The 24026-nt window shown below is 68.6% G+C and carries 21 protein-coding genes; 12 read left to right on the forward strand and 9 right to left on the reverse strand.

Features of this window, described 5'->3' with window-relative positions; translation table 11 throughout:
* Positions 1-194 precede the first annotated feature (194 nt).
* Positions 195-2114, forward strand: a complete 1920-nt coding sequence (locus tag DL991_RS40000; protein ID WP_233599278.1) for a cytochrome c oxidase assembly protein — start codon at positions 195-197, stop codon at positions 2112-2114.
* Between the two features lie 519 nt (positions 2115-2633).
* Here DL991_RS40000 and DL991_RS40005 read toward each other — a convergent pair.
* A complete protein-coding gene (locus DL991_RS40005) occupies positions 2634-2831 on the reverse strand; it encodes a hypothetical protein (RefSeq protein WP_125789542.1) in 198 nt (65 codons plus the stop codon).
* Between the two features lie 532 nt (positions 2832-3363).
* Positions 3364-4119, reverse strand: coding sequence for a GntR family transcriptional regulator (locus DL991_RS40010; RefSeq protein ID WP_125789543.1), 756 nt, complete (start codon positions 4117-4119; stop codon positions 3364-3366).
* 66 nt (positions 4120-4185) lie between these two features.
* On the opposite strand from DL991_RS40010, the gene DL991_RS40015 reads away from it, so the two are divergent.
* From DL991_RS40015 to DL991_RS42800, 3 genes are all read left to right on the forward strand, one after another.
* A complete protein-coding gene (locus tag DL991_RS40015) occupies positions 4186-5316 on the forward strand; it encodes a YeiH family protein (protein WP_233599280.1) in 1131 nt (376 codons plus the stop codon).
* 187 nt (positions 5317-5503) lie between these two features.
* Positions 5504-5938, forward strand: a complete 435-nt coding sequence (locus tag DL991_RS40020; RefSeq protein ID WP_233599282.1) for a cysteine dioxygenase family protein — start codon at positions 5504-5506, stop codon at positions 5936-5938.
* A 21-nt stretch (positions 5939-5959) separates the two neighbouring features.
* Complete coding sequence (locus DL991_RS42800; protein ID WP_158634500.1) at positions 5960-6292, forward strand: hypothetical protein; 333 nt, start codon at positions 5960-5962, stop codon at positions 6290-6292.
* 81 nt (positions 6293-6373) lie between these two features.
* On the opposite strand, the gene DL991_RS40030 is transcribed toward DL991_RS42800, so the two are convergent.
* Together DL991_RS40030 and DL991_RS40035 are read right to left on the reverse strand one after the other, a co-directional pair.
* Entirely contained in the window at positions 6374-6607 is a 234-nt protein-coding gene (locus DL991_RS40030) for a hypothetical protein (RefSeq protein ID WP_199754269.1), read from the reverse strand.
* Positions 6608-6782: 175 nt separating this feature from the next.
* On the reverse strand, positions 6783-7739 hold the full coding sequence (locus tag DL991_RS40035) for an SDR family NAD(P)-dependent oxidoreductase (protein ID WP_125789545.1): 957 nt from the start codon (positions 7737-7739) through the stop codon (positions 6783-6785).
* A gap of 50 nt (positions 7740-7789) precedes the next feature.
* On the opposite strand from DL991_RS40035, the gene DL991_RS40040 reads away from it, so the two are divergent.
* Positions 7790-8365 (forward strand): TetR/AcrR family transcriptional regulator, encoded by a 576-nt coding sequence (locus DL991_RS40040; protein ID WP_125789546.1) that lies wholly within the window; start codon positions 7790-7792, stop codon positions 8363-8365.
* A 199-nt stretch (positions 8366-8564) separates the two neighbouring features.
* On the opposite strand, the gene DL991_RS40045 is transcribed toward DL991_RS40040, so the two are convergent.
* Entirely contained in the window at positions 8565-9125 is a 561-nt protein-coding gene (locus DL991_RS40045; RefSeq protein ID WP_125789547.1) for a TetR/AcrR family transcriptional regulator, read from the reverse strand.
* 102 nt (positions 9126-9227) lie between these two features.
* Here DL991_RS40045 and DL991_RS40050 point away from each other — a divergent pair, with 102 nt between their 5' ends.
* Positions 9228-9968, forward strand: a complete 741-nt coding sequence (locus DL991_RS40050; RefSeq protein ID WP_125789548.1) for an SDR family oxidoreductase — start codon at positions 9228-9230, stop codon at positions 9966-9968.
* Positions 9969-10095: 127 nt separating this feature from the next.
* On the opposite strand, the gene DL991_RS40055 is transcribed toward DL991_RS40050, so the two are convergent.
* Both DL991_RS40055 and DL991_RS40060 read right to left on the reverse strand, forming a co-directional pair.
* Complete coding sequence (locus DL991_RS40055; RefSeq protein WP_125789549.1) at positions 10096-11625, reverse strand: glycerol-3-phosphate dehydrogenase/oxidase; 1530 nt, start codon at positions 11623-11625, stop codon at positions 10096-10098.
* A complete protein-coding gene (locus DL991_RS40060) occupies positions 11622-12206 on the reverse strand; it encodes a TetR/AcrR family transcriptional regulator (RefSeq protein ID WP_125789550.1) in 585 nt (194 codons plus the stop codon). Before DL991_RS40060 ends, DL991_RS40055 begins: the two co-directional genes overlap by 4 nt.
* Positions 12207-12226: 20 nt before the next feature.
* Here DL991_RS40060 and DL991_RS40065 point away from each other — a divergent pair, with 20 nt between their 5' ends.
* From DL991_RS40065 to DL991_RS40075, 3 genes are all read left to right on the forward strand, one after another.
* Positions 12227-13858 carry an FAD-binding oxidoreductase gene (locus DL991_RS40065; RefSeq protein WP_233599284.1) on the forward strand — a complete coding sequence of 544 codons (1632 nt, stop codon included), beginning with the start codon at positions 12227-12229 and terminating at the stop codon, positions 13856-13858.
* Positions 13855-14781: a diacylglycerol kinase gene (locus tag DL991_RS40070; RefSeq protein ID WP_125789551.1), complete on the forward strand. Its 927-nt coding sequence runs from the start codon at positions 13855-13857 to the stop codon at positions 14779-14781. Before DL991_RS40065 ends, DL991_RS40070 begins: the two co-directional genes overlap by 4 nt.
* A gap of 267 nt (positions 14782-15048) precedes the next feature.
* A complete protein-coding gene (locus tag DL991_RS40075; protein WP_125789552.1) occupies positions 15049-16716 on the forward strand; it encodes a hypothetical protein in 1668 nt (555 codons plus the stop codon).
* On the opposite strand, the gene DL991_RS40080 is transcribed toward DL991_RS40075, so the two are convergent.
* A complete protein-coding gene (locus DL991_RS40080) occupies positions 16670-18667 on the reverse strand; it encodes a tetratricopeptide repeat protein (protein WP_158634501.1) in 1998 nt (665 codons plus the stop codon). The two genes, DL991_RS40075 and DL991_RS40080, sit on opposite strands and share 47 nt — an antisense overlap.
* A 544-nt stretch (positions 18668-19211) precedes the next feature.
* A complete protein-coding gene (locus tag DL991_RS40085; RefSeq protein ID WP_125789554.1) occupies positions 19212-19550 on the reverse strand; it encodes a hypothetical protein in 339 nt (112 codons plus the stop codon).
* Between the two features lie 174 nt (positions 19551-19724).
* Between DL991_RS40085 and DL991_RS40090 the strand changes: the two genes are divergently transcribed.
* The 3 genes from DL991_RS40090 to DL991_RS40100 all read left to right on the forward strand — a co-directional run bounded on the left by DL991_RS40090 (position 19725) and on the right by DL991_RS40100 (position 23968).
* A complete protein-coding gene (locus DL991_RS40090; protein ID WP_125789555.1) occupies positions 19725-21542 on the forward strand; it encodes a glycoside hydrolase family 76 protein in 1818 nt (605 codons plus the stop codon).
* Between the two features lie 37 nt (positions 21543-21579).
* The gene (locus tag DL991_RS40095) at positions 21580-22359 is read left to right on the forward strand and encodes an isocitrate lyase/phosphoenolpyruvate mutase family protein (protein WP_125789556.1); all 780 of its coding nucleotides are present in this window, start codon (positions 21580-21582) and stop codon (positions 22357-22359) included.
* A gap of 226 nt (positions 22360-22585) precedes the next feature.
* The gene (locus tag DL991_RS40100; RefSeq protein WP_125789557.1) at positions 22586-23968 is read left to right on the forward strand and encodes a serine/threonine-protein kinase; all 1383 of its coding nucleotides are present in this window, start codon (positions 22586-22588) and stop codon (positions 23966-23968) included.
* Positions 23969-24026 lie beyond the last annotated feature (58 nt).

Here is a 24026-nt window from a genome sequence, read left to right on the forward strand (position 1 = left end):
GGCGCATGCCGTCGTCCACGCACCAAGGCCGGCGGCGAGACCTGGCTCCTGCTCCTGAGAGATCGCTTCTCGCCGCCGGTTCCCAGAACTCAGCTTGTCCACAGTGGACATATCTGATCGCCGACGATGGCGGCGTGGTCCACATCACCCTCACTCGGAGGAACCGCCCCCCTCCGCCAGCCGACGCTTAGGGGGTGAAGACCTCTCCGCGCCGTGGCCCGTTCGTCGCGGCCGTCCTGGCCGGGCTCGCCCTCCTGCTCCTGATGGTCGCCACGGCCGGCGATGTGTACACCCCACTGGGTAACGCGAATCCGGGACCGTCGACCACCTTCGGATTCGCCATCGTGCGATTCCTGGCGGTGATCGCGGAGGCCGGTTGCCTCGGCGGGCTGGTCTTCGCCTCGTTCATCGCGCAGGGCCGGAAGGACGGCAGGCTTTCGGCCGACGCTTACGAGGCCGTCCGCTTCGCCGCGGGATGCGGTGCCGGCTGGTTCGTCATGGCGGTGACAGCGGTCCCGTTCTCGGCGGCCGTCGCCGCGGGTCTGCCGATCGAGGAGACTCTGCGGCCTGAGGTTCTCGTCCCCACGATGAGCGCCACCGAAGAGCCCAAAGCCTGGCTCTGCGTGGCGGCCGCGGCCGCCATCGCGTCCATCGTCGCCCGGCAGGCGCTGGCTTGGCGCACCGCGGTCACCGCCGCGGCCGCCGCGTTGGCCGGTGCCCTGCCGCTGGCCGCCGTCGGCCGGGCCGCTGTCGGCGCCGGGCACGATCTGGCGACCAACGCGCTCCTCTTGCACGCGCCAGCGGCAAGTATCTGGCTGGGCTCGCTGATCGCGCTGATCGCACGGCTGAGCCGTTCCACGGCAGCGGAACCGTTCCTCCGCCGGTACCGGCGACTGTCGACGGTGTGCTTCGGCATCGTCGTCCTTTCGGGACCGATCGGCGGCATCGTCCTGGCCCGGCCGGATGGCCTGTTCGGCCGGTACGGACTCGTGCTCGCGATCGAGACCTCGCTGATCATCGGTGCCGGTCTCGCGCGAATGGCCTGGGGGCGGCGGGGCCCGCGCAGGCGTCTGATGCTCACGGAACTGGTCCTGCTCGCGATGGCGACGGGTGGCTCGGTCGCGCTGACCGTCCTGATCCCGCCCTCCTTCATCGCGGATCCGGCCACGGTTCAGGAGACCCTGCTGGGCTACAACCTCGACGCTCCACCAACGCTTGCTCGAATGCTCCTCGGTTGGCGGCCCGACCTGCTCTTCGGAAGTGCCGCGGTGATCGCCGTGGTGGTGTATCTCGTCGGAGTCCGGCGGCTCCGAGGGCGCGGCGACCACTGGCCGCCCGGCCGGACCGCGGCCTGGCTCGCGGGCTGTGCCGTGATCGTCGTCGTCACGTCGTCCGGGCTCGGCGTCTACGCACCCGGCACTTTCAGCCTGCACATGATCACGCATATGGCGCTCACCATGTTCGCGCCGGTCCTGCTGGTACTCGGCGGCCCGGTCACGCTCGCGTTGCGAGCCCTGCCCACGGCGGGTGCGGACGCGCCTCCCGGTCCGCGGGACTGGATCGTTTCGCTGTTGCACGCACCGGTCACGAAGTTCTTCGCCCATCCCGCGATGGCGACGGTGCTCTACACGGGTTCGTTCTACGGGCTGTACTTCTCCGGTTTGTTCGACAAGGCCATGCCCTTCCATTGGGCCCACCAGGTGATGAAGGCACATTTCCTGATCACGGGCTATCTGTTCGCCTGGGTCGTGGTCGGCACCGACCGCACCCCGCGCGAACTGCCCCATCTGGCCCGGCTGGGCATGCTGTTCGCGGTGATGCCGTTTCACGCCTTCTTCGGCGTCGCCTTGATGAGTTCCCAGACCGTCATCGGCTACACCTACTACCACTACCTCGATCTGACGTGGGTCGGCGATCTGTTGGCCGACCAACGGCTCGGCGGAGGGATCGCCTGGGCGAGCGGCGAACTCCCGATGGTCGTCATGGTCGTGGCACTGCTGGCCCAGTGGGCACGAAGCGACGAACGCAAAGCACGGCGAACCGACCGCAGAGGCGACGACGAACTCGATGCCTACAACGCGATGCTCGCCGAGCTCGCGGCACGAAAAACCTGAGAGATCCGAACCTGGCGAGGCCGAAACGAAACCCACTGGCCACGAAGGGGTTGTCCGCCAATCTCTGGACGACGATCGCGATTCTCGTGAGTGTTTCTGGTCGCCAGAACGACACTTATCGAGGGGTAAGGCAAAGGTGGCGAGTCGAGTGCGCCCAATGTGGCATGGGAGACGGTGAACGTCTCCCATGCCACATTGGGCGCATCAGGGCAGCGGAGCGGCACCGATCTCGGCGCCACCTTTGCCTTACCCCCCAATAAGTTCCTTCAGCGCAGGCAAGGAGGGCCGCGCGGCGGCGGGCAGACCCGGCCCCTGTTCCCTTTTCAACCCACACCCGGGAACAATCGGGCAATCTTCGCATTGCTCGGCGTAGCGCTGGCCAAGGTCGGCAGATGCCACTGCGGGCCCCAGACTACGAACAGCTCTTTCGTCCCGGATCGCGTCACACCCTGGCCAACGGTGATGACGCCACAGTCCGCTTGCGGCGGGACACCTCTCTCTGGCTGCCGTCCGGGCGGGTCATCGCCGGTGAACCGTTCGGGTTCGGAACGACTTGGACGACGCGAGACCGCCGGGTTCGTCACTCTGCTCGACCCCCGCGGCCTCGACTCCGGCCATGCTCCCGAACGGACCGACGGCCTTTTCGATGCCCCAGGCTCCACCGCCGACCAGGGCGAGCGCCGCACCGTAGGCGGCGAGTTTCGTTGTTGTGTTCAAAGTGAAGTCCTTGTGGCCGGATGAATCGTTGCGCTCAGCTCTTTTGATGGTTACGGACGAGCGAGGCGGAACGTCTCAGGCGCCTTCAAGAAATCTGGGCGGCCGATGACCACGTACAGCCTGGATGGTCGATTCCGTGAAGGTGGCGTGAGTGGTTGTGACTGGTGAGGTGTCGGTGGCCGGTCGAGGCTCAGGTCGCGGGACTGATGTCCCCAATGCCACATTGGGAGCGCTGAGCGACTCCAATGTGGCATTGGGGGCAGTGGCTGTGCAGGACTCTTCACGACAAAACCGTACATATGGGCATGAATCAGTCGTCTTGCCGCCGAGAGGTGTCCTTTGTGAACACTCGGAGCACGGTCAGGCTCCCTGACGGCCAACGCTCCAGCGGACATTCCTTCGCGGACGAACGGAAAGGCAGCCACCCGGAGCGGCGCCAGCGCGGTGCTGTGCCCGGCATGCGGCGATGGTGATCACGCTCGGGTCGCTCCTGGAGCCGGATGGTTCGCCGGTCGAGAGACACCGCCGAAGTTCAGTCTGGAGCGACCAAGCGGTAGCCGGCGGCCGAGAACTCCGCGGTCAGGGCATAGCGGTCGCCACGAACCAAAGTGTGCCGCCATTCGACCGCGCGATCACGGGAGTGGCTGAGCCGGTTGATCGCGAACGCCGCGACGTCGTGCGCGCAGGCGAGCTGCCTGCGTTCGGCGGCTGTCGGGATGACCGCGTGGACCTCTTCGCGACCGCGATCGAGCTTGACTCCGGCGCGCGCGGCCAGCTCGGTGTAGAGGCTGGTGTGACTGAAGTCGGCGGCCATCAGGGGTCTCGCCAGGTCCGCCGGTAGCCAGACCCGATCCAGCGCCAACGGCTCGTCGCCCGCCAAGCGCAGACGTTCGAGGTAGACCAGCGGGGTGGACGCTTCGAGGTCGAGGCGTTCGGCGACGAGCGCGTCGGCTCGGACGTCGAAGAAGCGAACGACGCTGTGCTGCGGCAGACCGGCGGCTTCCACCGACGCGAAAAGACTGTAGAGCGCCCCCAACGGCTGAGCGATCTCGGCTGGGGGCGCGACCCGGGGCTGTCGTCCTCGTTCGGCGACGATCACCCCGTCCGCGCGCAGCTGCCGCAGGGCCTGCCGCACGGTATGTCTGCTCACGCCGTATTCCTCGACCAGTGCGAGTTCGCCGGGGAACTGATCGGTGAAGTCTCCGGCGTCGAGCCTGGCCAGCAACTCTCGCTGTAGCTGCCGCCAGAGCGGCTCGGCACCCGACCGGGCGAGCGTCCGCTGGGTCATCACGTCCTCCAAGCGATCGCCGCAGAGCGTACCTCTGGCCAAATGTACGGACATCCCCTAGCGTAGATGTCCGTACATTTGGAGGCCGTCGATGTCACAGCGGACACTGCTCAGATCCGGGCCGGTCGCATGATCGCGACGCGGGACGCGCCGGCGGACAAGAAGACACCGCTCCGCCACGGCAAAGAGATCGCGCCCGGACTACTGGCCGCTGTCACCGTCGCCGCCGTTGCGACCGGGCTCGGGCTCGCCGCTCCCGTCGTCGGCGGGCCGGTCTTCGGCATCCTGCTCGGCGTCATCGCCGCATCCGCGGTCCCCGCGCTCCGGACCACGAGGTGGACACCCGGCTACGCCGTGGCCTCGAAGCCGGTGCTGCAACTGTCCATCGTGATACTCGGTACCGGCCTGTCCTTGCAGGAGGTCCTCCGGGTCGGCGGAGAATCGCTTCCGGTCATGCTGGGCACCCTCGCCATCGCCCTCGGCGGCGCGTGGCTGCTCGGCCGATGGCTCGGGGTCCTCGGCGACACACGGACGCTGATCGCCGTCGGCACCGGGATCTGCGGGGCATCGGCGATCGCGGCCACCGCGGCGGTCATCAAACCGAAGCAGGCCGACATCGCTTACGCCATCGGGACGATCTTCACCTTCAACATCGCCGCTGTCCTGCTGTTCCCTCCGCTCGGGCACCTCCTCGGAATGAGCCCGCAAGCCTTCGGGCTCTGGGCGGGTACTGCGATCAACGACACCTCGTCGGTCGTCGCGGCCTCCTTCGCCTACGACGGCGACGCCGGTCCCCACGGCGTCGTCGTCAAGCTGACCAGGACCCTGACGCTGATCCCGATCGTGCTCACGCTGGCGATCTCGACCGCCCACCGCACCACCTCGGGCCCGGCGGAACCGCGCACCGGGTTCACCCTCCGCGGCCTGCCCTGGCGCCGGGTCGTCCCACTGTTCCTGCTCGGATTCATCGCGGCGGCCACCCTGGAGAGCCTCGGCGCGATCCCCGCTTCCTGGCACCCCGCGCTGTCCTTCCTCGGCACGTTCCTGATCACCACGGCGCTGGCCGGGATCGGGCTGACGCTGCGCCTCGCCGACCTGCGCAAGGCGGGCCACCGTCCCTTGCTGCTCGGCGGCCTGCTCTGGGTCCTCGTCGCGGCGTCGAGCCTGGGCCTGCAGGCCCTCACCGGCACCCTCTGATATCCGGTGGACCTTCACCGGATTCGACATCCCCGAAGGAGATCGGAAACCAACAAGAAGGAGTGTGCACATGACAGTCGCGTCCAATCCTCCGGAAACCTTGGTCAGGCCCGGCCTCGAGGAACTGATCGAACGACTTCGACAATGCACCGGGCGCACATCGGAACCCCGCGTCACCGCGCAAGCCGTGGCGAACGTTCTCACCGAACTCCACCCGGCTCCCGAACTCCTCACCCCGGCCGAACGAGAAGGGTCCAGAGGGGGATACACCCGCAACACCCTGCACGCCGAAGCCGACTTCTCGATCACCGCCCTGGTGTGGCGACCCGGCCAGCGCACCGAGATCCACGACCATCTCGTCTGGTGCACTTTCCTTGTCCTCCAAGGAACCGAGACGGAGACCATCTTCGACATCGACGGCGACCACCTGGTCCGGAAGTCCCAGCGGGAACGCCTCACCGGTTCGGTCAGCGGTGTCGCGCCGCCCGACGACATCCACCAGGTGCACAACACCACCGACACCGTCGCCATCACCTTGCACGTCTACGGCGCCGATCTCAGCAAGGGAACCAGCGTCCGCCGCGTCTACCAGGAACGCGCCACTCCGAAGTACATGGAGTAAGCGATAGCTCCATTTCGGCCAATGCCGCGTCTCGGCGCCGGTACCGGCGTTCCCCATTACGGGAAGTCGGTACCGGCTATTTCTCACGAATGCCATCGGAATGCGGAGTCGCCCATCGGGGACTTCGGCGATCTGGTCGACGACAGTGAGGCGAGCACCGTCGTGGGTGACCAGAAGAACGGTTCGTTCATCAGGGAGCGGGCGGTTCACCCGGACAGCGGCGCGAGCCGGCTCGACAAGCAGATGTCGCCCCGCGGTACGGTTCCCCAAGCTGTCCTCCAGGTCAGTCGACCCGACGAACCATCAGCTTGCAGCTCGCCGCTTTTGGCGCGCGAATATCGTTACGCCCCTTGACAACGTGCTGTCACGGAGTCCCCGAAGAACTCGCGACAGTCGATTAGGCGCTCGCACCGGTCCTGACCAACATGAATTCGGTCAGCTGATCGTCTTCGTGCCGGCGAAGTCGGCGTGAGCCTGCTCGATCGCTTCCGGGTACGCCTCCCGCCTGACGTGCTCGGCCAGTGCCCGGTAGCTGCTGGCGAGACTCGGGTTGTCGCCCTTGCGTTTGCCGACGGGGATGATCAGGTCCGGCTGGACGTCCTCCACCGACTCGCCGCCCGCGCGGCACGGTGTGTGACCGGCACGGCGAGCCCGGCTCCACCCGAGCATCGCGGGCACCGGTGTCGATGTCCGGAGTCGCCCGCACGGAAGTCCGAAACCCCTGTGCACGTGAATTTGCGAGAGCACGTCACCGACCCGGTGCGCTCGGCGTGCCGCTGGTTCTGAGATTCCGCGCCAAAGGACCGGTTTGGCCTCCAAATCCCGCGGAGGTGAAACCACCGGGCTACCTTTGCTCCAGCCCGGCGGGGTCTGGAGTGACCCCGGTGGCGGCGCTCGTGATCTGCCAGAGCTCGTTCGCGAGCCCCAGGTCCTTGGCGGCCGCCGAACGGCGTGCCGGCCCGGCCGGGCCGCGGATCTCGAACGGTCCGGTCGGGCCAAGGTAGTCGCCACCCTCGGCCGGTCCGGTGGCGGCGATGAGCTGGGGCGCGACCCCGGTGGTGACCGGCTGCGAGAGGTATCGGTCCGGCAGCACGAGGAGGCGGGACCTCCACGTACTCCCGCGGGCAAGGGCGTTGGTCAGCAGCTGTGACGTCGTCAGTCCCGGATGAGCGGCGATCGACAGCACCGGGTCGCCGGCGGTGCGCAGCCGCCGATCGAGTTCCGCGGCGAACAGGAGGTTCGCGAGCTTGGAGGCTCCGTAGGCGCGGGTCGGCGAGTAACGCCGGCGCTCCCAATGCAGGTCGGCGAGGTCGAGTCCGCCGGTACGGTGGCCGAGGCTGGACGTCGTCACGACCCGCGCGGGTCGCCCGCGGTCTCCTGCCGCCCGCAGCGCGGGCATCAACAGCCAGGTCAGCGCGGCCGGGGCGAGATGGTTGGTTCCGATCTGCAGCTCGAAACCGTCCCGGGTCCGGCTGTGCGGCCCCAGCGATACCGCGGCGTTGTTGATCAGCACGTCGATCCGGTCCCCGGTGCGTTCCCGGATCTCCGCGGCGGCGGCCCGCACCGAGGAGAGGTCGGCCAGGTCGAGCAGAACGGGTTCGGCCGACCCGGTGCCGTCGATCCCGGCTCGCACCAGGTCGACGGCCGCCGCTCCACGCTCGGCGTCGCGAACAGTCATCAGGACCCTGGCACCGGCCGCCGCCAACGCGCCGGAGAGGGCGAGGCCGAGGCCGGAGGTCGTCCCGGTGACGACGATGGTGCGGCCCGTCAGGTCGGGCAGGAATTCATGTGACACTGTCATATGGGATAGCCTGCCCAGTTCGGATGACACTGTCAACTAGAATGGCCGGCGTGACGCGCACCGAGACCGCCGAGGCCACGCGGCAAGCTCTTGTCCGCGCTGCTTCCGAGCTGCTCGACCAGGGCGGTCCTGACGCGGTGACCCTGCGTGCGGTCGGAGCTCGGGCAGGAGTCTCACGAGGTGCGCCCTATGGGCACTTCGAGAACAAAGAACATCTGCTGGCCCAGCTCGCCATCAACGCGTGGAGTTCCCTGGCGGACGACGTCGAGCACCTTCGTGCGAACCTCGAGTCCACTTCGGACATACGGCTGGAGCGAGCCATTCTGGCGTTGATCGACGTCGCTCGACGACGGCCGCACCGGTACGCGCTGATGTTCAGTGCTCCGGCCGATACACCAGCCGCGTTGGAGGCCGCAGGCCGTCTCGAGGGCATGTTCCTGGCCCTGGTCGCGGACATGGTCGGCGAATCCGACGCGCCTCGGTTCGGCGCGCTGCTGATGTCGAGTGCACACGGCATCGCGGGAATGGAACTCAGCGGTCATCTGGCGAAAGAAACGTGGCAGGTCAGCGTGGAGCAACTCGTGCACATGCTGATCGACGCGATCCGACATGGATACCCGCAGTAAGAGACAACCCGCGAGTTGCGGGGTACCTCGCCGGGAACACGAGGGGCCGATCCGCCCAGGTCCGCCGCGCGGACCGGTCCCGCCTCCACCAGTGCGTGCGATTCCGCGGTCGTGGCACTGGTGAAGGTCTTGGGGCCGTACGAGAAGTGCACGGACACGTGTGCCCATCCCACCACCTGGCGTGATCCTTTTGCGGCTCTCAGCGGCGGCGCAGACCGTCGAGGATGACGGCGACCAGTTTCCGGGCTCGGGTGTCCCAGTCCTTCTCGGGGACCCGCGACAACGCGCCGAGCAGCAGGATGACGTCGGTGGCGTCGATGTCGTCGCGCATCTCGCCCGCGGCGGCGCCCCGGTCGAGCAGTGTCGTGAGGGCCTCGCCGAGTCGGCCGTGGTGGTCTGCGTAGAGGTCCTGCCAGGTCGATGCCTCGATCGCGGCCATGACCCCGCGTTTGACCCGTGCGTATCCGACCAGCCGGTCCAGCCACCGGGTCAGGGCGTCCAGTGGCGGGTGTTCGGCGAGCAGTGCCGGAACCGCGTCGACCAGCTCGCCCATCTCGTGCCGGTACACCTCGGCCAAGAGGTGCTCGCGGGTCGGAAAGTGTCGGTAGAGCGTGCCCTGCCCGACGCCCGCGGCCTTGGCGATCAGGTGCAGTTTGAGTTCCAAGGCCACTTCGGGGGAGTCGCTCAGCGCCGCCCGCGCCGCGACGACGATGCGCTCGCGGTTGGCGACCGCGTCCGAGCGACGTGTACGAGCGGGCACACCCTCACCTCTTTTTCCTGACCGCGACGAGCAAGTGGACAACTGTCCGGCTAGCCTTGGAGCATAACCGGACAGTTGTCAGCTTAGAGCGGGAGAACGTCAATGAATGGAGTCAGCGGCAAAGTCGTCGCCATCACCGGATCGAGCAGCGGCATAGGCGAGGCGACCGCGCTGGAACTCGCCGCACGGGGCGCGGCGGTGGTGCTCGGAGCCCGGCGCACCGACCGGCTCACCGCGCTGGCCGAACGGATCCGCGCCTCGGGCGGCCGCGCGGAGGTGGTGCCCACGGATGTCACCCGGCGCGCGGACCTCGAGCGGTTGGTCGCCGCGGCGGTCGATCGGTTCGACCACCTCGACGTCCTCGTGGGCAACGCCGGGATCGCCAGGATCGCTCCGGTGGCCGAGCTCGACGTCGACGACTGGGACGCGATGATCGACGTCAACGTGCGTGGCGTGCTGCATGGGATCGCGGCCGCGCTGCCGGTGTTCCGCGAGCAGGGGCGCGGACATTTCGTGACCATCGTGTCGACCTCGGGCCTGAAAATCGTCCCGGCCCAGGCGGTCTACGCCGCCTCGAAGAACGCGGTCCGCACGCTGCTGGAGGCGCTGCGTCAGGAGTCCACCGACGGCGTTCTGCGCACGACCTCGATCTCGCCCGGCTTCGTGAGCACTGAGCTCGTCGATTACCTCGACGACCCCGAGGTCCGGCAACAGATGCAGAGCCGAATGCGGACGCTCGCCATCGAGCCCGGCGCCGTGGCGCGTGCCGTGGCCTTCGCCATCGAGCAACCCGACGACGTCGAGATCGGCGACATCACTGTCCGACCCACTCGTCAAAACTGACCCCGGCCGGACTCGGCGCCGAGTCCGAGCCGATATTCCGGCTCTGAACCCGGTCGTGGATCGGCACCGTAGGACAACGCCTCCCACCCCGAACGTCGGCCCCGAAAAGAGCACTACGAGGACCCCGTCACGGTAGCGACGCGGACGCGAAGATCCCGTCGACCGCCGCGCGCGCCGAGTCCGCATCGGCCTGGACGAGGCCGATGCGGGTGCGCCGGTCGAGCACGTCGGACAGGTCGAGCGCGCCTTCATGGGTGATCGCGTATTCGATCTCGGCGCGGGTGACGTCGATACCGTCGGCGATCGGTTCGAGCGGCGCGCGCACGGTGGCGGCGTCGACCACCGCACGGGCCGATCCACCGTGCCGCGCGACGAGCGATGCGGGCAACCCGTCGGCAGGCAGGCTGTCCGGGCGGGCGGGAGCGCCGACGAGCGGGATCCCGCGGGTGCCGCACGGCCGCGCCGTCAGGCCCGCGACCAGGACGGCCTTGTCGACGACGTCCTCGGCCATCCGCCGATAGGTCGTCAATTTGCCGCCGATGACGCTGATGACGCCGTCCGGCCCGACCATGACGGCGTGCCGCCGGGAGACGTCCGACGTCGCTCCGCCACCGGTGTCGATGAGCGGACGCAATCCGGAGTACGTCCCCAATACGTCGCCCCTCGTCAGCGATCGCCCGAGCGCCTGGTTGACGGTGTCGAGCAGGAACGTGATCTCGGCCTCCGCCGCCACCGGCACGTCCGGGATCGGGCCTGGCGCGTCCTCGTCGGTGAGCCCGACGTATACCCGGCCGAGCTGCTCCGGCATCGCGAAGACGAAACGGCTGAACGAACCGGGCACCGGCACCGTGAGCGAGGCGATCGGATCGCCGAGGGAGGCCGAGCCGAGAACGAGGTGCGTGCCGCGCGACGGCCGCAGCCGGACCGATGGGTCGACGTCGCCGGCCCAGACACCGGCGGCCGAGATGACGGCACGCGCCGAGATGGTCATCGACTCCCCGGAGAGGGTGTCGACCAGTCGCGCGGAGGTTCCGGTGACTGCCTCCGCACGCATCCTGGTGAGCACGGTGGCTCCTTGTTCCGCCGCGGTCCGCGCGAGCGCGACGACCAGACGTGCGTCGTCGATCAGTTGCCCGTCGTAGGCGACGAACCCGCCACGCAGGCCGTCGGCCGAGACGCCGGGCACGAGCCGTCGCACTTCGGCCGCGCCCACGCGCCCGGACAGCGGCAGTACCGAACCCGGCGTGCGTGCCGCGACGCGCAGCGCGTCACCCGCGACGAAGCCGGCGCGGATCACGGCCGCCTGGCGCCTGCCTGTCGAAGGCAGCAAGGGGACGACGGTGGGCAATGGCCGGACGAGGTGCGGGGCGGTCGTCGTCATCAGCACACCACGCTCGACGGCGCTCTCGTTCGCCACACCGACCCGTCCGGACGCCAGATACCGCAGTCCGCCGTGGACGAGTTTGGAGCTCCAGCGACTGGTGCCGAATGCCCAGTCACGGGACTCGACCAGCACTACCCGCAGGCCGCGAGCGGCGGCGTCGAGAGCCGCCCCCGTGCCCGTGACGCCTCCCCCGATCACGAGCAGATCGACCGCCGGGTCCGCCGCCAGTGCGTCGAGGTCACGGGTGCGCCGCGTGCGGTTGAGAGCGGTCATGGGCGCAGGTATCCGTTCAGCGCGTGGGCGAGTTCGCGATACCAGGCGTCGTCGGAGAGATGCTCGGCGATCATGCGGCGCGACTGGATCGCGGACTGCGTGATGAGCAGGACCATCGCGGCGAGCTCACGGGGGTCGCCGTCGCGGATGGTGCCACCGGCCTGCGCGGACTCGATCGCACCGACGAGCGCTTCGAGCAGAACACGCTGTCCCGCGCCGAGCCGCTCGAGAATGTATCGCGCGACGAGTGTCGGCTCGGAGGTGAAAGTCGGCGCCAGGGTGGGATGCGTACTGATCTTGTCGGCCAGCTCGACGACCTGTCGCACCAAGGACTCGCGGCCGGCGCTCCGCTGAGGCGTTGCCTCGAGCAGACGGCGGATCTCCCGTTCCCACAGCGCGCGGAACACGGCGTCGCCATCGGCGAAGCGCCGGTAGACCGTCGGCCTGCTGATCCCTGCCTGACGGGCCAGCTCGGCGATGCCGGGGCGCCGCGTCGAGACCGACAGGCAGCGCGCGGCGGCGTCGAGAATGCGGTCCTCGACGTCAAGCTCATCCGTCTTTGCATCGTTACGACTTGACATAATATGTAAAACTGTAGCACATGACGACCTCGCGACCGCAGCTGCCGACCCCACCGATGCGCTGGGACGGCTGGGGAGACCCTGGGCAAGTCACCGAACTGTCCGGAACACAGCTGGCGATGGTCCGGGACTTGCTCAAGGTGAGCGCCGACGACGTGCGCGCCGTCTCACGGGAGGCGGTACGGCTTCGGCCGTCCGCTCTCGACGCGGCCGGCCTCGCCGCGCTCGAAGCGGTTGTGGGCAGCGACAAGGTCAGCACCGCCGATGCCGACCGGCTGCCGCGCGCAGGCGGCAAGTCCACACTGGATCTGCTGCGGCGCAAGGACAACGCCGAGCAGGACGCGCCGGATGCCGTCGTCCTTCCCGGCTCCGACGCCGAGGTGGCGGAGCTGCTGGCAGTGTGCGCCGAACGCGGGATCGCGGTCGTCCCGTTCGGCGGCGGAACCAGCGTGGTGGGCGGCCTCGATCCTCTCCGCGGCACGTTCACCGCGGTGGTCTCACTCGACCTGCGACGCTTCGACGCACTTCACGAACTCGACGAGGTCGATCAGACCGCCGTCCTCGGCGCCGGCCTCACCGGCCCTGCCGCCGAAGGACTGCTTGCGGCGCAAGGGTTCGAGCTCGGCCACTACCCGCAGAGCTTCCGGTACGCGACGATCGGCGGCTTCGCCGCGACGCGATCGTCCGGGCAGGACTCGGCAGGCTTCGGCCGCTTCGACGAAATGGTGCGCGGTCTGCGAGTGGTGACAACGCGCGGAGTACTCGAACTCGGGCGGCCGGGACCGAAGAACGCGGCGGGTCCGGATCTGCGCCAGCTGTTCCTCGGCTCGGAAGGCGTCTTCGGCGTGATCACGGCGGTCCGCGTCCGGGTGCACCCCGTGCCGAAGGCGAAGGCTTACGAGGCTTGGACATTCCCGGATTTCGCGACCGGCGCCGCGGCACTGCGGGTGGTCGAACAGCTCGATACCGGGCCGACCGTGCTCCGGTTGAGCGACGAGGTCGAGACGGCGCTCAACCTCGCGACCGTCGCCGACGCCGGCAAGGACGACGCGGGCGAGCCGCAACAGGGTGGCTGCCTCGGCGTGACCGTCTTCGAAGGCGAGCCTGAGCTTGTCGCCGCGAGGCACGACGCGACCCGGCGGGTCCTCGAACGGCATGGTGGCACTTCGCTCGGCGCGGACAAGGCACAGCGGTGGGAGGCTCACCGCTTCGACGGGCCCTATCTCCGGGACCCGCTCCTCGCGAACGGCGCTCTCGTCGAAACCCTCGAAACAGCGACGTCGTGGTCGAATCTGGCCGCGCTCAAGCGGGCCGTCACCGAAACCATCCAGGCGAAGTTCGGCGAGTACGACTCGCTCTGCCTGGTGCTGTGCCACATCTCGCATGTCTACGACACCGGCGCCTCCCTGTACTTCACCGTCATCGGCGCCCAGCGCGGCGACGCGATCGCGCAATGGCGTGACATCAAGGCCGCCGTCAACGACGTACTGATGACTCACGGCGGGACGATCACGCACCACCACGCCGTCGGCGCCGATCACAGCGACTGGATGACCGACGAGATCGGCGACGTCGGCGTCGAGATCCTGCGCGCTGTCAAGGCCACGCTCGACCCGGTGGGAATCCTCAACCCCGGCAAGCTGATCCCGTGAGCCCGATCCGCACCGTCGCGTTGCTCACCAACCCGGTGGCCGGGCACGGCAAAGCGCTGGCGGCAGCCGAGCTGGCGAAGGCACGCCTCACCGCACGCGGCATCGACGTACTGGCCCTGGCAGGCACTAGCGCCGAGAACGCGCGCGAGTTGGCGCGCCACGCGATCACCACCGGTGTCGACGCCCTCGTCGTCGTCGGCGGCGACGGCATGATCCACCTCGCGCTGCAGTCGGTCGTGGGCACCTCTACGCCGTTGGGCGTCATCCCCGCGGGCACAGGCAACGACCAAGCCCGCGAGTACGGCTGGCCGCGGGGGCGCGCCGAGGCCGCTGCCGACGTCGTCGCCGACGGCCACCTGACCGAAATCGACGTCGGCGTCGCAGAGACAGCCGACGGCAAGCGCACCCTCTTCGGCTCCGTACTGGCGTCCGGTTTCGACTCGCTGGTGACCGACCGCACCAACCGGATGAGCTGGCCGCATGGCCGAGCGCGCTACAACGTCGCGATGCTGGTCGAATTCGCTCAGCTACGAGCCCGGCCGGTCAAGATCACGCTCGCGGACGGCACGCTCATCGAACAGGACGCGCTCCTCGTAGCCGTGGGCAACACGAAGTCCTACGGCGGCGGCATGCGGATCTGCCCGGCCGCCGACCCGTCCGACGGGCTGCTGGACGTGACGATCGGCGGCGCCTCGACCCGGCGAAAGGTACTCGCGCAGTTCCCGAGCATCTATCGCGGCACACACGTGACCCGGCCCGAGGTCCGTACCGTCCGGACCGAACGGCTGCGGATCGAGATGGACGGCATCAACGCCTACGCCGACGGCGACTACGTCGGCCCCTTGCCTGTCGACGTCAGCCTGCTCCCCCGTGCCGTCTCCGTCATCGTGCCCGGGGTCGTGCGTGGCAAAGAGGGCTATTGAGAGCCAAGGCAAACGTGTCAGGCCCCGACGCGGCGACAACTGTCCACAAGGGACTGAAGATCGGTCTTCGGCACCCGATTTGAACACTTTGCGTATTTCCGCGCCGGGGTCGTGAGTGAAAGAGCGTTAGAACGACCATTACCACTCACGACGCCCTAGTCACTCCAGCGCAGGTCCACGACCTGCCCGGCAGTGGATATGCTTCCGACGACGGACTGCGATCAGAACGGAGGATTGCTCAACTATCGAACACGTTGAGTGATCAAGATGCTACAATCAGACGATACACCGGGATCCAGGAGCCGGGAGCCGTGGGGCACGTTCTCCTGTGACCGCACAGTCCTCGTCGTCGCCCGGACACTGACCTCGGCGTACCGGCTGCTCGAGGCATGGGCACTGTTCCGCGACGACTTCCGCGTAAGGTTGCTGTTCACGGTCAACGACACGTCGGCGTTCAGCGACGGCGTCGAAGATGTCCTTCGCCGAGCAGGTGCCCGGCTGGTTCCGTGGGAGGCTGTCCGCGAGAAGGAGGTCACCTACGACCTGGTGCTGTCCGCGAGCGAGAACATCGATTTCCACGATGTCTCGAAACACACCGTCGTACTTCCCCATGGGTTGGGCTTCAACAAATTCGTACCCGACAGCAATGGTGACGGAATGCGGCTCGCCGGGCTTCCGCCGGAGTCGGTCCTGCAGGCAGGCGATGCCACGGTAGTGCTCTCTCACCCGGAGCAGCGTCATCAGCTGAAGGCGGTCTCCCCCGCGAGCGAACACCACACTGAGGTGGTCGGCGATCCGACTCTGGCACGTTTACTGTCAAGCCGGGGGCTGCGAGACCGCTACCGGGAGGCGTTCGGAGCCACCGGGCGGACGCTGGTGGTGCTGGCTTCGACCTGGCGGCCGGATTCCTTGCTGGGCAGGTGGCACGCCCTGCCGTCACAGCTGTTGGCGGAGCTCCCCGTCGATCGCTACCAGGTCTGTGTCGTCGTTCATCCGAACGTCTGGTCCTTCTACGGGCGAGCGCAGATCGAATGGTGGTTTTCTTCCGCGCTGGAAGCGGGTCTCGTGCTGCTCCCGCCGGATTCGGGGTGGCAAGCCGCGCTCGTGGCCGCGGATCAGGTGATCATCGACCATGGATCGCTGGGTTTGTTCGCCGCCGCCCTCGACAAACCGCTCCTGCATGCCGGAGCTTCGGCGGAGATCGTCGCGGGCACTCCTCCTGATCGGCTACTGCGCGAGACGGTGGAACTCGACCGGAACGCATCGCTACGGGACCAGCTCGACCGGTGCCGGGACGCCCACCGTTCCGGCCGGTTCCGGTCCATCACCGATCGCGTGTTCGCTCACACTTCCGAAGCGGACACCAATCTGCGGAACCTGATCTACCGGAAACTCGACCTCGAGACGCCATCGGACTCGCTGACTGCACAAAGGTTTCCCTTACCGGAACCCGAACTTCGCCGCATCACCTCCTATGTGGTGCACACGGTCCCGATCACGAACGCCGAGCTGAGGCTGACCAGGTTTCCCGCCGCGGTTCTGCCGGAGTGTCCTGGCGAGGAGACCCACGTGGTCGCCGACGAGACCGAACGCGACCTGAAGATCCTCGAAAGAGCCGCAGTCGTCTTCAGGGACGGGCCGCTCTCCATGCCGGAAGCCCGGCACTGGGCGGCTTCGACGCTGATGGCCTATCCCGGCGCCAGGGTCGCGATCGCCGCCACAGAGAATGGGGGACTCGCCGCGGTTCGCGGCGGCGGGTTCGTCGAAGCCGTGATGGCCAGTGGCCACCAGCTGTCCTTGGCGGCCTCGGCCATCTACTGCTGCCGGCTGTCAGGTGCTCTCGACGATCGCCGGATTCTCGTGCGGGCGGGCAGGGTTTCCGCGCGGATCACGCTGACGGTGCGGAATCCCGAAGCCGGCGTAGCCGATCCCTGAATTCGCCTGCCCGTCCACTGCCCAAGCGCTCATGAATCTCCATCAAGGCCTGTAAACCGGTCTCGTCCTCGACGAGGGTGAGGAGATCCTCCCGCGCCTCGGCTTCGTAATACGGCTGGTCGTCGTCGCGCAGAATTTCCACGGCCTCGTTCAGCGTCTGCCGTGCTTGCCCAGTCGCCCCGCGAGCCCGCAGAACGTTCCCGAGCTCGGTGAGACACCGTCCGTGCATCCGCGCGTCGCCGACTTCGCGGATCTGCGCCAAAGCGTTGCGCAGGATGTCCTCGGCCTCTTGGAGCCGCCCGGAGCGATAGTGAGAGCTTCCGAGGAAGAGTGACGTGAAAGCGATCCCGCGCGTGTCGTTCTCCTGCGCGAACAGGGCGATCGCGCGCTGATAGGCCTCTGCCGCGTCACCGGGGTCGACGTGGTCGCGATACCTGCCCAGCATCTCCCAGACCGAGGCCAGCAACCGCGTGTCATCCGCCTGCTCGGCCAGTGGAAGCGCGCGATCGACCAGCTCTTCGCCGGCGCGATCCAGGTTGCCCAGATCCGACCACGCGCGCGACACGAAGCTGCGCAGCCGGGCCTCGGCCCTCCGGTTTCCGATCAGCCGTGCCGAATTCGCTCCGAGTGCACTCGACTCCGTCCAATCCACCAGGTAGCGGCGAGTCACGTACAGGGCGGTCAGTGCTTCGGCCAGGCGCCATGACTCGTCGTGCATATCGAGGTCCGCGGCGGCGCGCTGCACCGCGAGCAGATTCCCCCGCTCACGATCGAGCCATGCCAGCGCTTCCCGTTTCGCGCTGGCACCCGCGAACGGGGACTTCCACCCATGGGTCAAGGTGTCCGGGTCGACCCGATATCGCCCGGTTCCCAGCACGGCAAGATCCGCGAAAGCCGCGGTGGTCACCAGATGGGTGACCACTCGTCGCACCGCGGCCTCGCATTCGTCCGCCCCGTCCTGACTGAAGGCCAGTTGCCGGGCGTGCCGCCGAACCATCGCGTGCAACGAAAGCCGACCGTCCGAATCCTCGTTCAGCAGCCCGGACTCGATCAAGGTCTCCACTGCGGAACTCGACGCGTCCTGTCCGACGTCGGCGAGTCTCGACAGGGTGTCCTGTGTCAGATCACGGCCCGTGTACAAGCCGAGCAACCGGTAGATCCGCGCGGGCTCCGACGCCAAGGCCTCGTACGCCACCGCGAAAACCGCCGAGACCTTGTCTTCGCCTCCGACCGCGAATCCTGAGCGGCCGCTTTCGATCTGCGAAGCAAGTTCGCCCACGCTCATGCCGCGGCGGGCCAACAGGCGCGAGGCAGCCACCTTCAACGCCACTGGCAGGCCCGAGCAGAGGCGAACCAGCCGGCCGACCGCCTCCGGCTCGGCCTCCGCCCTCGCACCGACCAAGGTGGTCACCAGGTGCGCTCCGCTGGCATCGTCGAGTGGCTCGAGCCGGATCGCCTCGGCACCGTCGGCCAGCAAGTCGCTCAACTGAGCGCTGCTCGTGACCAGAACGGCACTGCCGGACCCGTTGGGCACGAAGGGCAGCACCTGGGCCGCGTCCGAGACGTCCTCAAGCACGATCAGCACCGCCTTCTCCGCGGTGATGGTCCGGAGACGATTGGCTCGCTCTGCCAGGGTCGACGGCATCACATCTTTCGCGACACCCAAGGCGAGCAAGCACGAACCCAGGGCATCCGCGACCGAGGGCGCGATCCCGTCGACCGAGGCGAACTCGACATGAAGATCGCCGCCCGAGAACACCGCGGTGTCACGAAACCGCTGGACACAGCGGCGGATGAACGCGGTCTTCCCCACTCCCGGCAAACCCGTGCAAACCCCGAGCCGGGTCGCTCCGGCCGAGCGGGAAGCCCAAAGCCGGTCCACGCGGCCGAGGTCGGCCTCCCGGTTCACGAAGTCACGCGGCCCCAGAGGAACCTCCTGCGGCACGACCATGCAGCCCTCCCCGCCCACCGGCAACCCATGCCCTGTACCCGTGCCGCACGACCCTATCGCGATCAACGATCGGATGCCGCACGCCGGTTTCCGGGGGATGCGAGCGAGGCGCGGAAGGCTCTCGGGGCGTATTCCGTCGAGCACGGGGAACGCGTACCGCGTGTGGCCACCGGCCCGCGTACCCATTTCTCTTTGACCCGCCGGTAAGCGGACACGGGCATCAGGGCGTCCTGACCGATGAATCCGTGAGCACGCCGGTCGGCGTCCAAGTCGACGTGTGCCGAATAGCCGACATAGGCCGCGGGCCGCGTCAGTCCGTCGGCCACGGCGAGTTTGGTCATGCGGCGATGGGTGCCCGCCCCGCAGAAGGTGAATCCGCCGCCGTGCAGGTACGGCACGGTCGCCCGACGGGTCGGAAGGCGCCGCACAACCGAGTTCCGCCTTCAATCACGTGAGTTCGGTGCCTGATCACGCGAGTCACGCCTTCGACCTGGCCACGAACACGGCGACCGGACGGAGGCACCGATCGCTGCGACACATCGACCTACCTCGCACTATTATGACGACCCAGATCACTCACGACCCGCGGGAGGTCCAGGTTCCGGAGCATGGCGCGCTGTTCGGCGGTCGGCTCGCCGTCGACCGTGATGGTGAACGGGGGCGTTTCCGTGCGGGAGCGGAGAAAGTTACCCCAAGCGATCCCCAGGTTCGCCAGCCCGGTCAGGGAGCCGGTCGACACGCGGATGACCTCGAAAGCGCCCGTGTCGCCGGATTCCGCGGTGCTGATCGTCGCGGACCGCGCCACGTCGGCATCGTCACGGAGCCAGTTGCAGAACTCTTTCAGCGCTTGTTCGTCGCCGGCGGCGTTGATCGTCAGCTCCACGGGACCTCCCTCGAAACGCGATATCCCTACCAGTCGCGGCTTTGGTCCGAGGCGTAACAGGAATCCTGTCCTGAGATCTGACCGGTGGTTCCCGTTGACCGGCCGGTGACGAAGCCCGGATCATGGAGTTCGTCCCAAGATCCGGTGCATGGCCGATCCCGAGGGCGGACAACGATGTCATCGCTGCTCCATCTCGTGCTTTGCCTGATTCTGACGGCGATTCCCGTACCGGCGGAGAAACCGGTGACCGCCGCGGCGGTGGTCTGTGTGCTGTCGTGCGACACGCTCGACCCTTCACGGGCGCGGCAGGACACGTTCCCGGTTCCCGACCGGCTGCTCAACGGCCGCCTGCTCCGGCTGCACGTGTCCGATGCGGACGGGATGGCCTGGGGCAGCATCGATCGCGGCGTGGCCGGGGATTCGGTCTGGCTCGATCGGTCCTGGGACGGCGGCGCGACGTGGGAAGGTCTGCTGGGCAAGGCGAGCATCCCCGGCGCCTGGACCGGCACCAGAACCTTGATGTACAACGTGACCGATCCCGGCAGGCACCGGCGCGGCCTGATCCGCGCGTGCGGGGACGCCGCCGGAGTCACCTGTACGGAGTGGATTCACCCGAAGGTCTGCGACGTCGTCTGTGACGGCTCGACGCGGGCCGACGGCGACATGCAGCCGGTCGCGCCGACGACGTTGTCCGGGCGCACGATCCGCCTGCACGTCGACCGGAACGCGATGGCTTGGGGCACCATCGAATCCGGCGCGCGGGGCGACGAGATCTGGCTGGACCGCTCGTGGGACGCGGGTGCGGGCTGGGCGGACGGTTCGTCGCTCGGCCGGACGCCGGTCGCCGCGGACGCGACCGCCGGCCGGACCGCGTTGTTCGCGACGCGCGATCCCCGTGGCCGCCACTACGGTGGTGCCGTCCGTGCTTGCGGGCGTGAAGCCGGGCACCAGGAAGGATCCTGTACGGCGTGGGCCCGTCCGGCGCCCGCCCGCGCGCAGGCGGCGGCCGACGCGCTCCTGTACTCCTACGATCCGTATCCGGGCTGGTGGCCGAGCAGTTGGTGGAACTCGGCCGCGACACTGACGGCGGTGATCGACCACGCCAGGACCACCGGGGATCGCCGCTACGACTGGGTCATCGCGCGGACCTTCGAGCAGAACCGCGGCACTTTCGCCGCCGGGGAGCGCAGTTCCGACGCCATCGAAGGGGATTTCGCCAGCCGGGCCATCGACGACAGCGCCTGGTGGGGTCTGGCGTGGGTAGCCGCTTACGACCACACCGGCGAGCCACGCTATCTCGCGATGGCGACCACGATCGCAGGGTACGTGCACCGGTACTGGGATCCGGGGACCTGCGGTGGCGGTGTCTGGTGGGATCGGGAACGCACCTACAAGAACGCCGTCACCAGTGGTCTGTACCTGCGGCTCGCGGCTTCCGTCCACCGCCGCACGCCGGGTGATTCCGTTTGGCTGCAACGATCCCGGACGGCCGCGGACTGGTATCTCGCGAGCGGGATGATCAACGCGGCCGGACTGGTCAACGACGGGCTGACCCGCGACTGCCGCAACAACGGCCAGACCGTCTGGACCTACAACCAGGGGTTGGGCATCGGTGGCCTGGTCGAGGTCTGGCGCGCCACCGGCGAGACCCGCTGGCTCGACGCCGCCCGGCGGCTGGCCGACGCGGCGGTGACCGGCCCGGTGCTGACGAGGCACGGCGTCCTCACCGAATCCTGCGACGTCGGCCAGAACTCCTGTGACGACAACCAAAAGCAGTTCAAGGGCATTTTCATGCGGTTCCTCGCCGACCTGGCCGCCGCGACGAGTTCCCCGGTATACCGCGACTACGCCCGGCGGCAGGCCGACTCGCTCTGGACGTCCACTCGCGACCCGCTGAACCGGATCGGCCAGCGCTGGGCGGGCGGGACACCGGACCAGACCGACTGGCGGACCCAGGCGAGCGGGCTCGGCGCGCTCACCGCGGCGTCGTGAGTGCTCCCCTCCTTGCGTCGGCCTCTAGATTGAACGCATGGTTCCCCCCGCCGAGAAGGCCACCCGGTTGCAGGAATTGCACGCCGCCCCCGAACTGCTGCTCGTCGTCAACGTCTGGGACGCGATCACCGCGAAGGTCGTCGCCGAAACGCCCGGCACACAGGCGCTCGCCACCCCCAGCCACGGCATCGCCGCCGCCCGCGGCTACCCCGACGGCGAGGTGATCCCCCGCGACGAGATGATCGCCGAGGTCGCCCTGATCGTCCGGTCGGCGGGCGATCTGCCGGTCACCGCCGACCTGGAAGCAGGCTACGGCGACCCGGGCGGCACGGTCGCCCGTGCGATCGAGGCCGGCGCCGTCGGCTGCAACCTCGAAGACCAGATGAAACCGCTGGACGAGTCCGTCAAGGCCGTCGAGGCCGCGGTCGCCGCCGCGCAGTCCGCCGGTATCGACTTCGTGCTCAACGCCCGCACCGACGCCTTCCTCCGGGCGGGCGACCGTGACCCGGAAGAGGTGCTGGCCGAGGCGATCACCCGGGGCCGCGCGTACCTGGACGCCGGCGCGTCGAACGTCTTCGTGCCCGGCAAACTCGACGAGGCCCAGGTCGCCAAGCTGGTCGAGGCGCTGGGCGAGCGCAAGGTGAACCTGATCGGCGTCCCGGGCTCGATCCCGCTGGCCACCGCACAGAAACTCGGCGTCTCCCGGGTGTCCTACGGGCCGTTCAGCCAGAACGTCGCGCTCACCGCGCTGGCGAAGCTCACCGAGGACGTCTACGCGGGCGGCGGTCTGCCCGCCGACATGCGCAAACTCAACTGAACCCCGTAACGGGGTAGGCCGGGGTTCGCCTACCTGGTTCTGCCCCGGGGCGCTCTCGCGTGTCTGGATGGACGACACGCGTGACTGGCGGGCGAACACGCGTGATTGGGTGGACGACACGCGTGTGTCCGCCTGATCACGCGTGTCGTCCACTCAATCACGAACCGATCGGCAACTAGCGGGTGATCGCGCGGGTTAGAGTGGCCCGCGTGACTGGGGGAACCGCATGACGCCGCGCGTCGGTGAAGACTTCGGGGGATTCCGGATCGACGGGGTCCTCGGCCGCGGTGGGATGGGCGTGGTCTATCGCGCGTGGCAGCACCGCATGCGGCGGCCGGTGGCGCTGAAGGTCCTGCCGCCCCACTACGCCGAAGACCCGGTGTACCGCGAGCGTTTCGGCCGCGAGGCGGCGGCGCTGGCCAGGCTCGATTCGCCGCATGTCGTCGCGGTTCACGACCACGGCGAGGTGGACGGCTGCCTGTACCTGGCGATGCAGCTGGTCGACGGGCCCGATCTGGCCAAGGTGCTCGAAGCCGGGCCGATGGACCCGGACCGGGCGCTGGCGGTGGTGGACCAGGTGGTCTCCGCACTCGGCGACGCGCACGCCATCGGCGTCGTGCACCGGGACGTCAAGGCCGCCAACGTCCTGCTGCGGCCCCGTGCCGCGCACCACGACGAGGATTTCGCCTACCTGTGCGACTTCGGCATCGCGCGGTCGGCGGAGATCGACCGCGGCGCGGAGACCAGCGGCGTGATCGGCACCGTCGGCTACATGGCGCCCGAACGTCTTCGCGGTGAACCCGCCACCGCCGCTTCGGACGTCTACGCGGTGGGTTGTCTGCTGTGGGTGACCCTGACCGGCGAGCTGCCTTACAACGGCAGCCAGCCCGAGGTGATCGTGGCGCACGACAGGGCCCCGATCCCCCAGCTCGTGGTCGGCGATCCGCGCACCGCGGCGGTCAACGTTCTGCTGAAGTCGTTGCTGGCCAAGGATTCCCGTGACCGGCCGACGGTGCGTGAAGTACGTGACCGCATCCGCGCGATCCGTGCCGACGCGCCACCCGCCGGTGTCGTCGTCGAGCGGCCTCGCCGCCGCCGGACCGGTTTGGTGGCGGGCCTGGTGGCCGGTGCCGCACTCGTGATCGCGATCGTGCTCGCGGCGGTCTTCCTGGTGTCGCCGGGGGTGCCCGCCGCCGACCGGATCGGCCGCAGCACGCCGGCCGGGCTCACCTGCTCGCCGGTGACGGCGGCCGACGAGGGCGTCCGCGCGCAGGTCGTCTGCCAGACCGGCGGTGAGACCGGCGAACTCCGGATCGCCGCCCTCGACGACGCCGACGCGGCCACCGCTTACCTGCGCACCGGTGCCGGAACGGACCCCGCCGGTCTCACCGCCGGCAAATGCCCCGGTGACCTGCCCGCCAAACAGTCCTGGTCGCGCGACGGGCACAAGGGGACGCTGGTGTGCACGGTGCTCGGCACGACCACGCGCTACGCCTGGACCGACGACGAGCACGCCACCGTGTCGGTGCTCGACGGCCGGGTCGGCACGCCCTATCCCGCCGACCTGCGCGCGGTCGAGGACTTCTTCGCGGCGATCCGGTTCGGCTGAGTTTCTGTTGGTGAACCCGCGTCCGCGATCGCGTCGCAGCTCCGCCAACAGGCTCCGA

This window comes from Amycolatopsis sp. WAC 01375, assembly GCF_003947325.1.
Taxonomy (GTDB): Bacteria; Actinomycetota; Actinomycetes; order Mycobacteriales; family Pseudonocardiaceae; genus Amycolatopsis.

What these genes read in the sequence shown, in the direction of transcription:
- DL991_RS40100 (WP_125789557.1), top strand. Translation starts at nt 22,586, where the DNA reads ATGACGCCGCGCGTCGGTGAAGACTTCGGGGGATTCCGGATCGACGGG.
- DL991_RS40080 (WP_158634501.1), bottom strand. Translation starts at nt 18,667, where the DNA reads ATGGTCGTGCCGCAGGAGGTTCCTCTGGGGCCGCGTGACTTCGTGAAC.
- DL991_RS40065 (WP_233599284.1), top strand. Translation starts at nt 12,227, where the DNA reads ATGACGACCTCGCGACCGCAGCTGCCGACCCCACCGATGCGCTGGGAC.
- DL991_RS40050 (WP_125789548.1), top strand. Translation starts at nt 9,228, where the DNA reads ATGAATGGAGTCAGCGGCAAAGTCGTCGCCATCACCGGATCGAGCAGC.
- DL991_RS40090 (WP_125789555.1), top strand. Translation starts at nt 19,725, where the DNA reads ATGTCATCGCTGCTCCATCTCGTGCTTTGCCTGATTCTGACGGCGATT.
- DL991_RS40030 (WP_199754269.1), bottom strand. Translation starts at nt 6,607, where the DNA reads ATGCTCGGGTGGAGCCGGGCTCGCCGTGCCGGTCACACACCGTGCCGC.
- DL991_RS42800 (WP_158634500.1), top strand. Translation starts at nt 5,960, where the DNA reads ATGCCGCGTCTCGGCGCCGGTACCGGCGTTCCCCATTACGGGAAGTCG.
- DL991_RS40060 (WP_125789550.1), bottom strand. Translation starts at nt 12,206, where the DNA reads ATGTCAAGTCGTAACGATGCAAAGACGGATGAGCTTGACGTCGAGGAC.
- DL991_RS40055 (WP_125789549.1), bottom strand. Translation starts at nt 11,625, where the DNA reads ATGACCGCTCTCAACCGCACGCGGCGCACCCGTGACCTCGACGCACTG.
- DL991_RS40035 (WP_125789545.1), bottom strand. Translation starts at nt 7,739, where the DNA reads ATGACAGTGTCACATGAATTCCTGCCCGACCTGACGGGCCGCACCATC.
- DL991_RS40075 (WP_125789552.1), top strand. Translation starts at nt 15,049, where the DNA reads ATGCTACAATCAGACGATACACCGGGATCCAGGAGCCGGGAGCCGTGG.
- DL991_RS40010 (WP_125789543.1), bottom strand. Translation starts at nt 4,119, where the DNA reads ATGACCCAGCGGACGCTCGCCCGGTCGGGTGCCGAGCCGCTCTGGCGG.
- DL991_RS40095 (WP_125789556.1), top strand. Translation starts at nt 21,580, where the DNA reads ATGGTTCCCCCCGCCGAGAAGGCCACCCGGTTGCAGGAATTGCACGCC.
- DL991_RS40015 (WP_233599280.1), top strand. Translation starts at nt 4,186, where the DNA reads ATGTCCGTACATTTGGAGGCCGTCGATGTCACAGCGGACACTGCTCAG.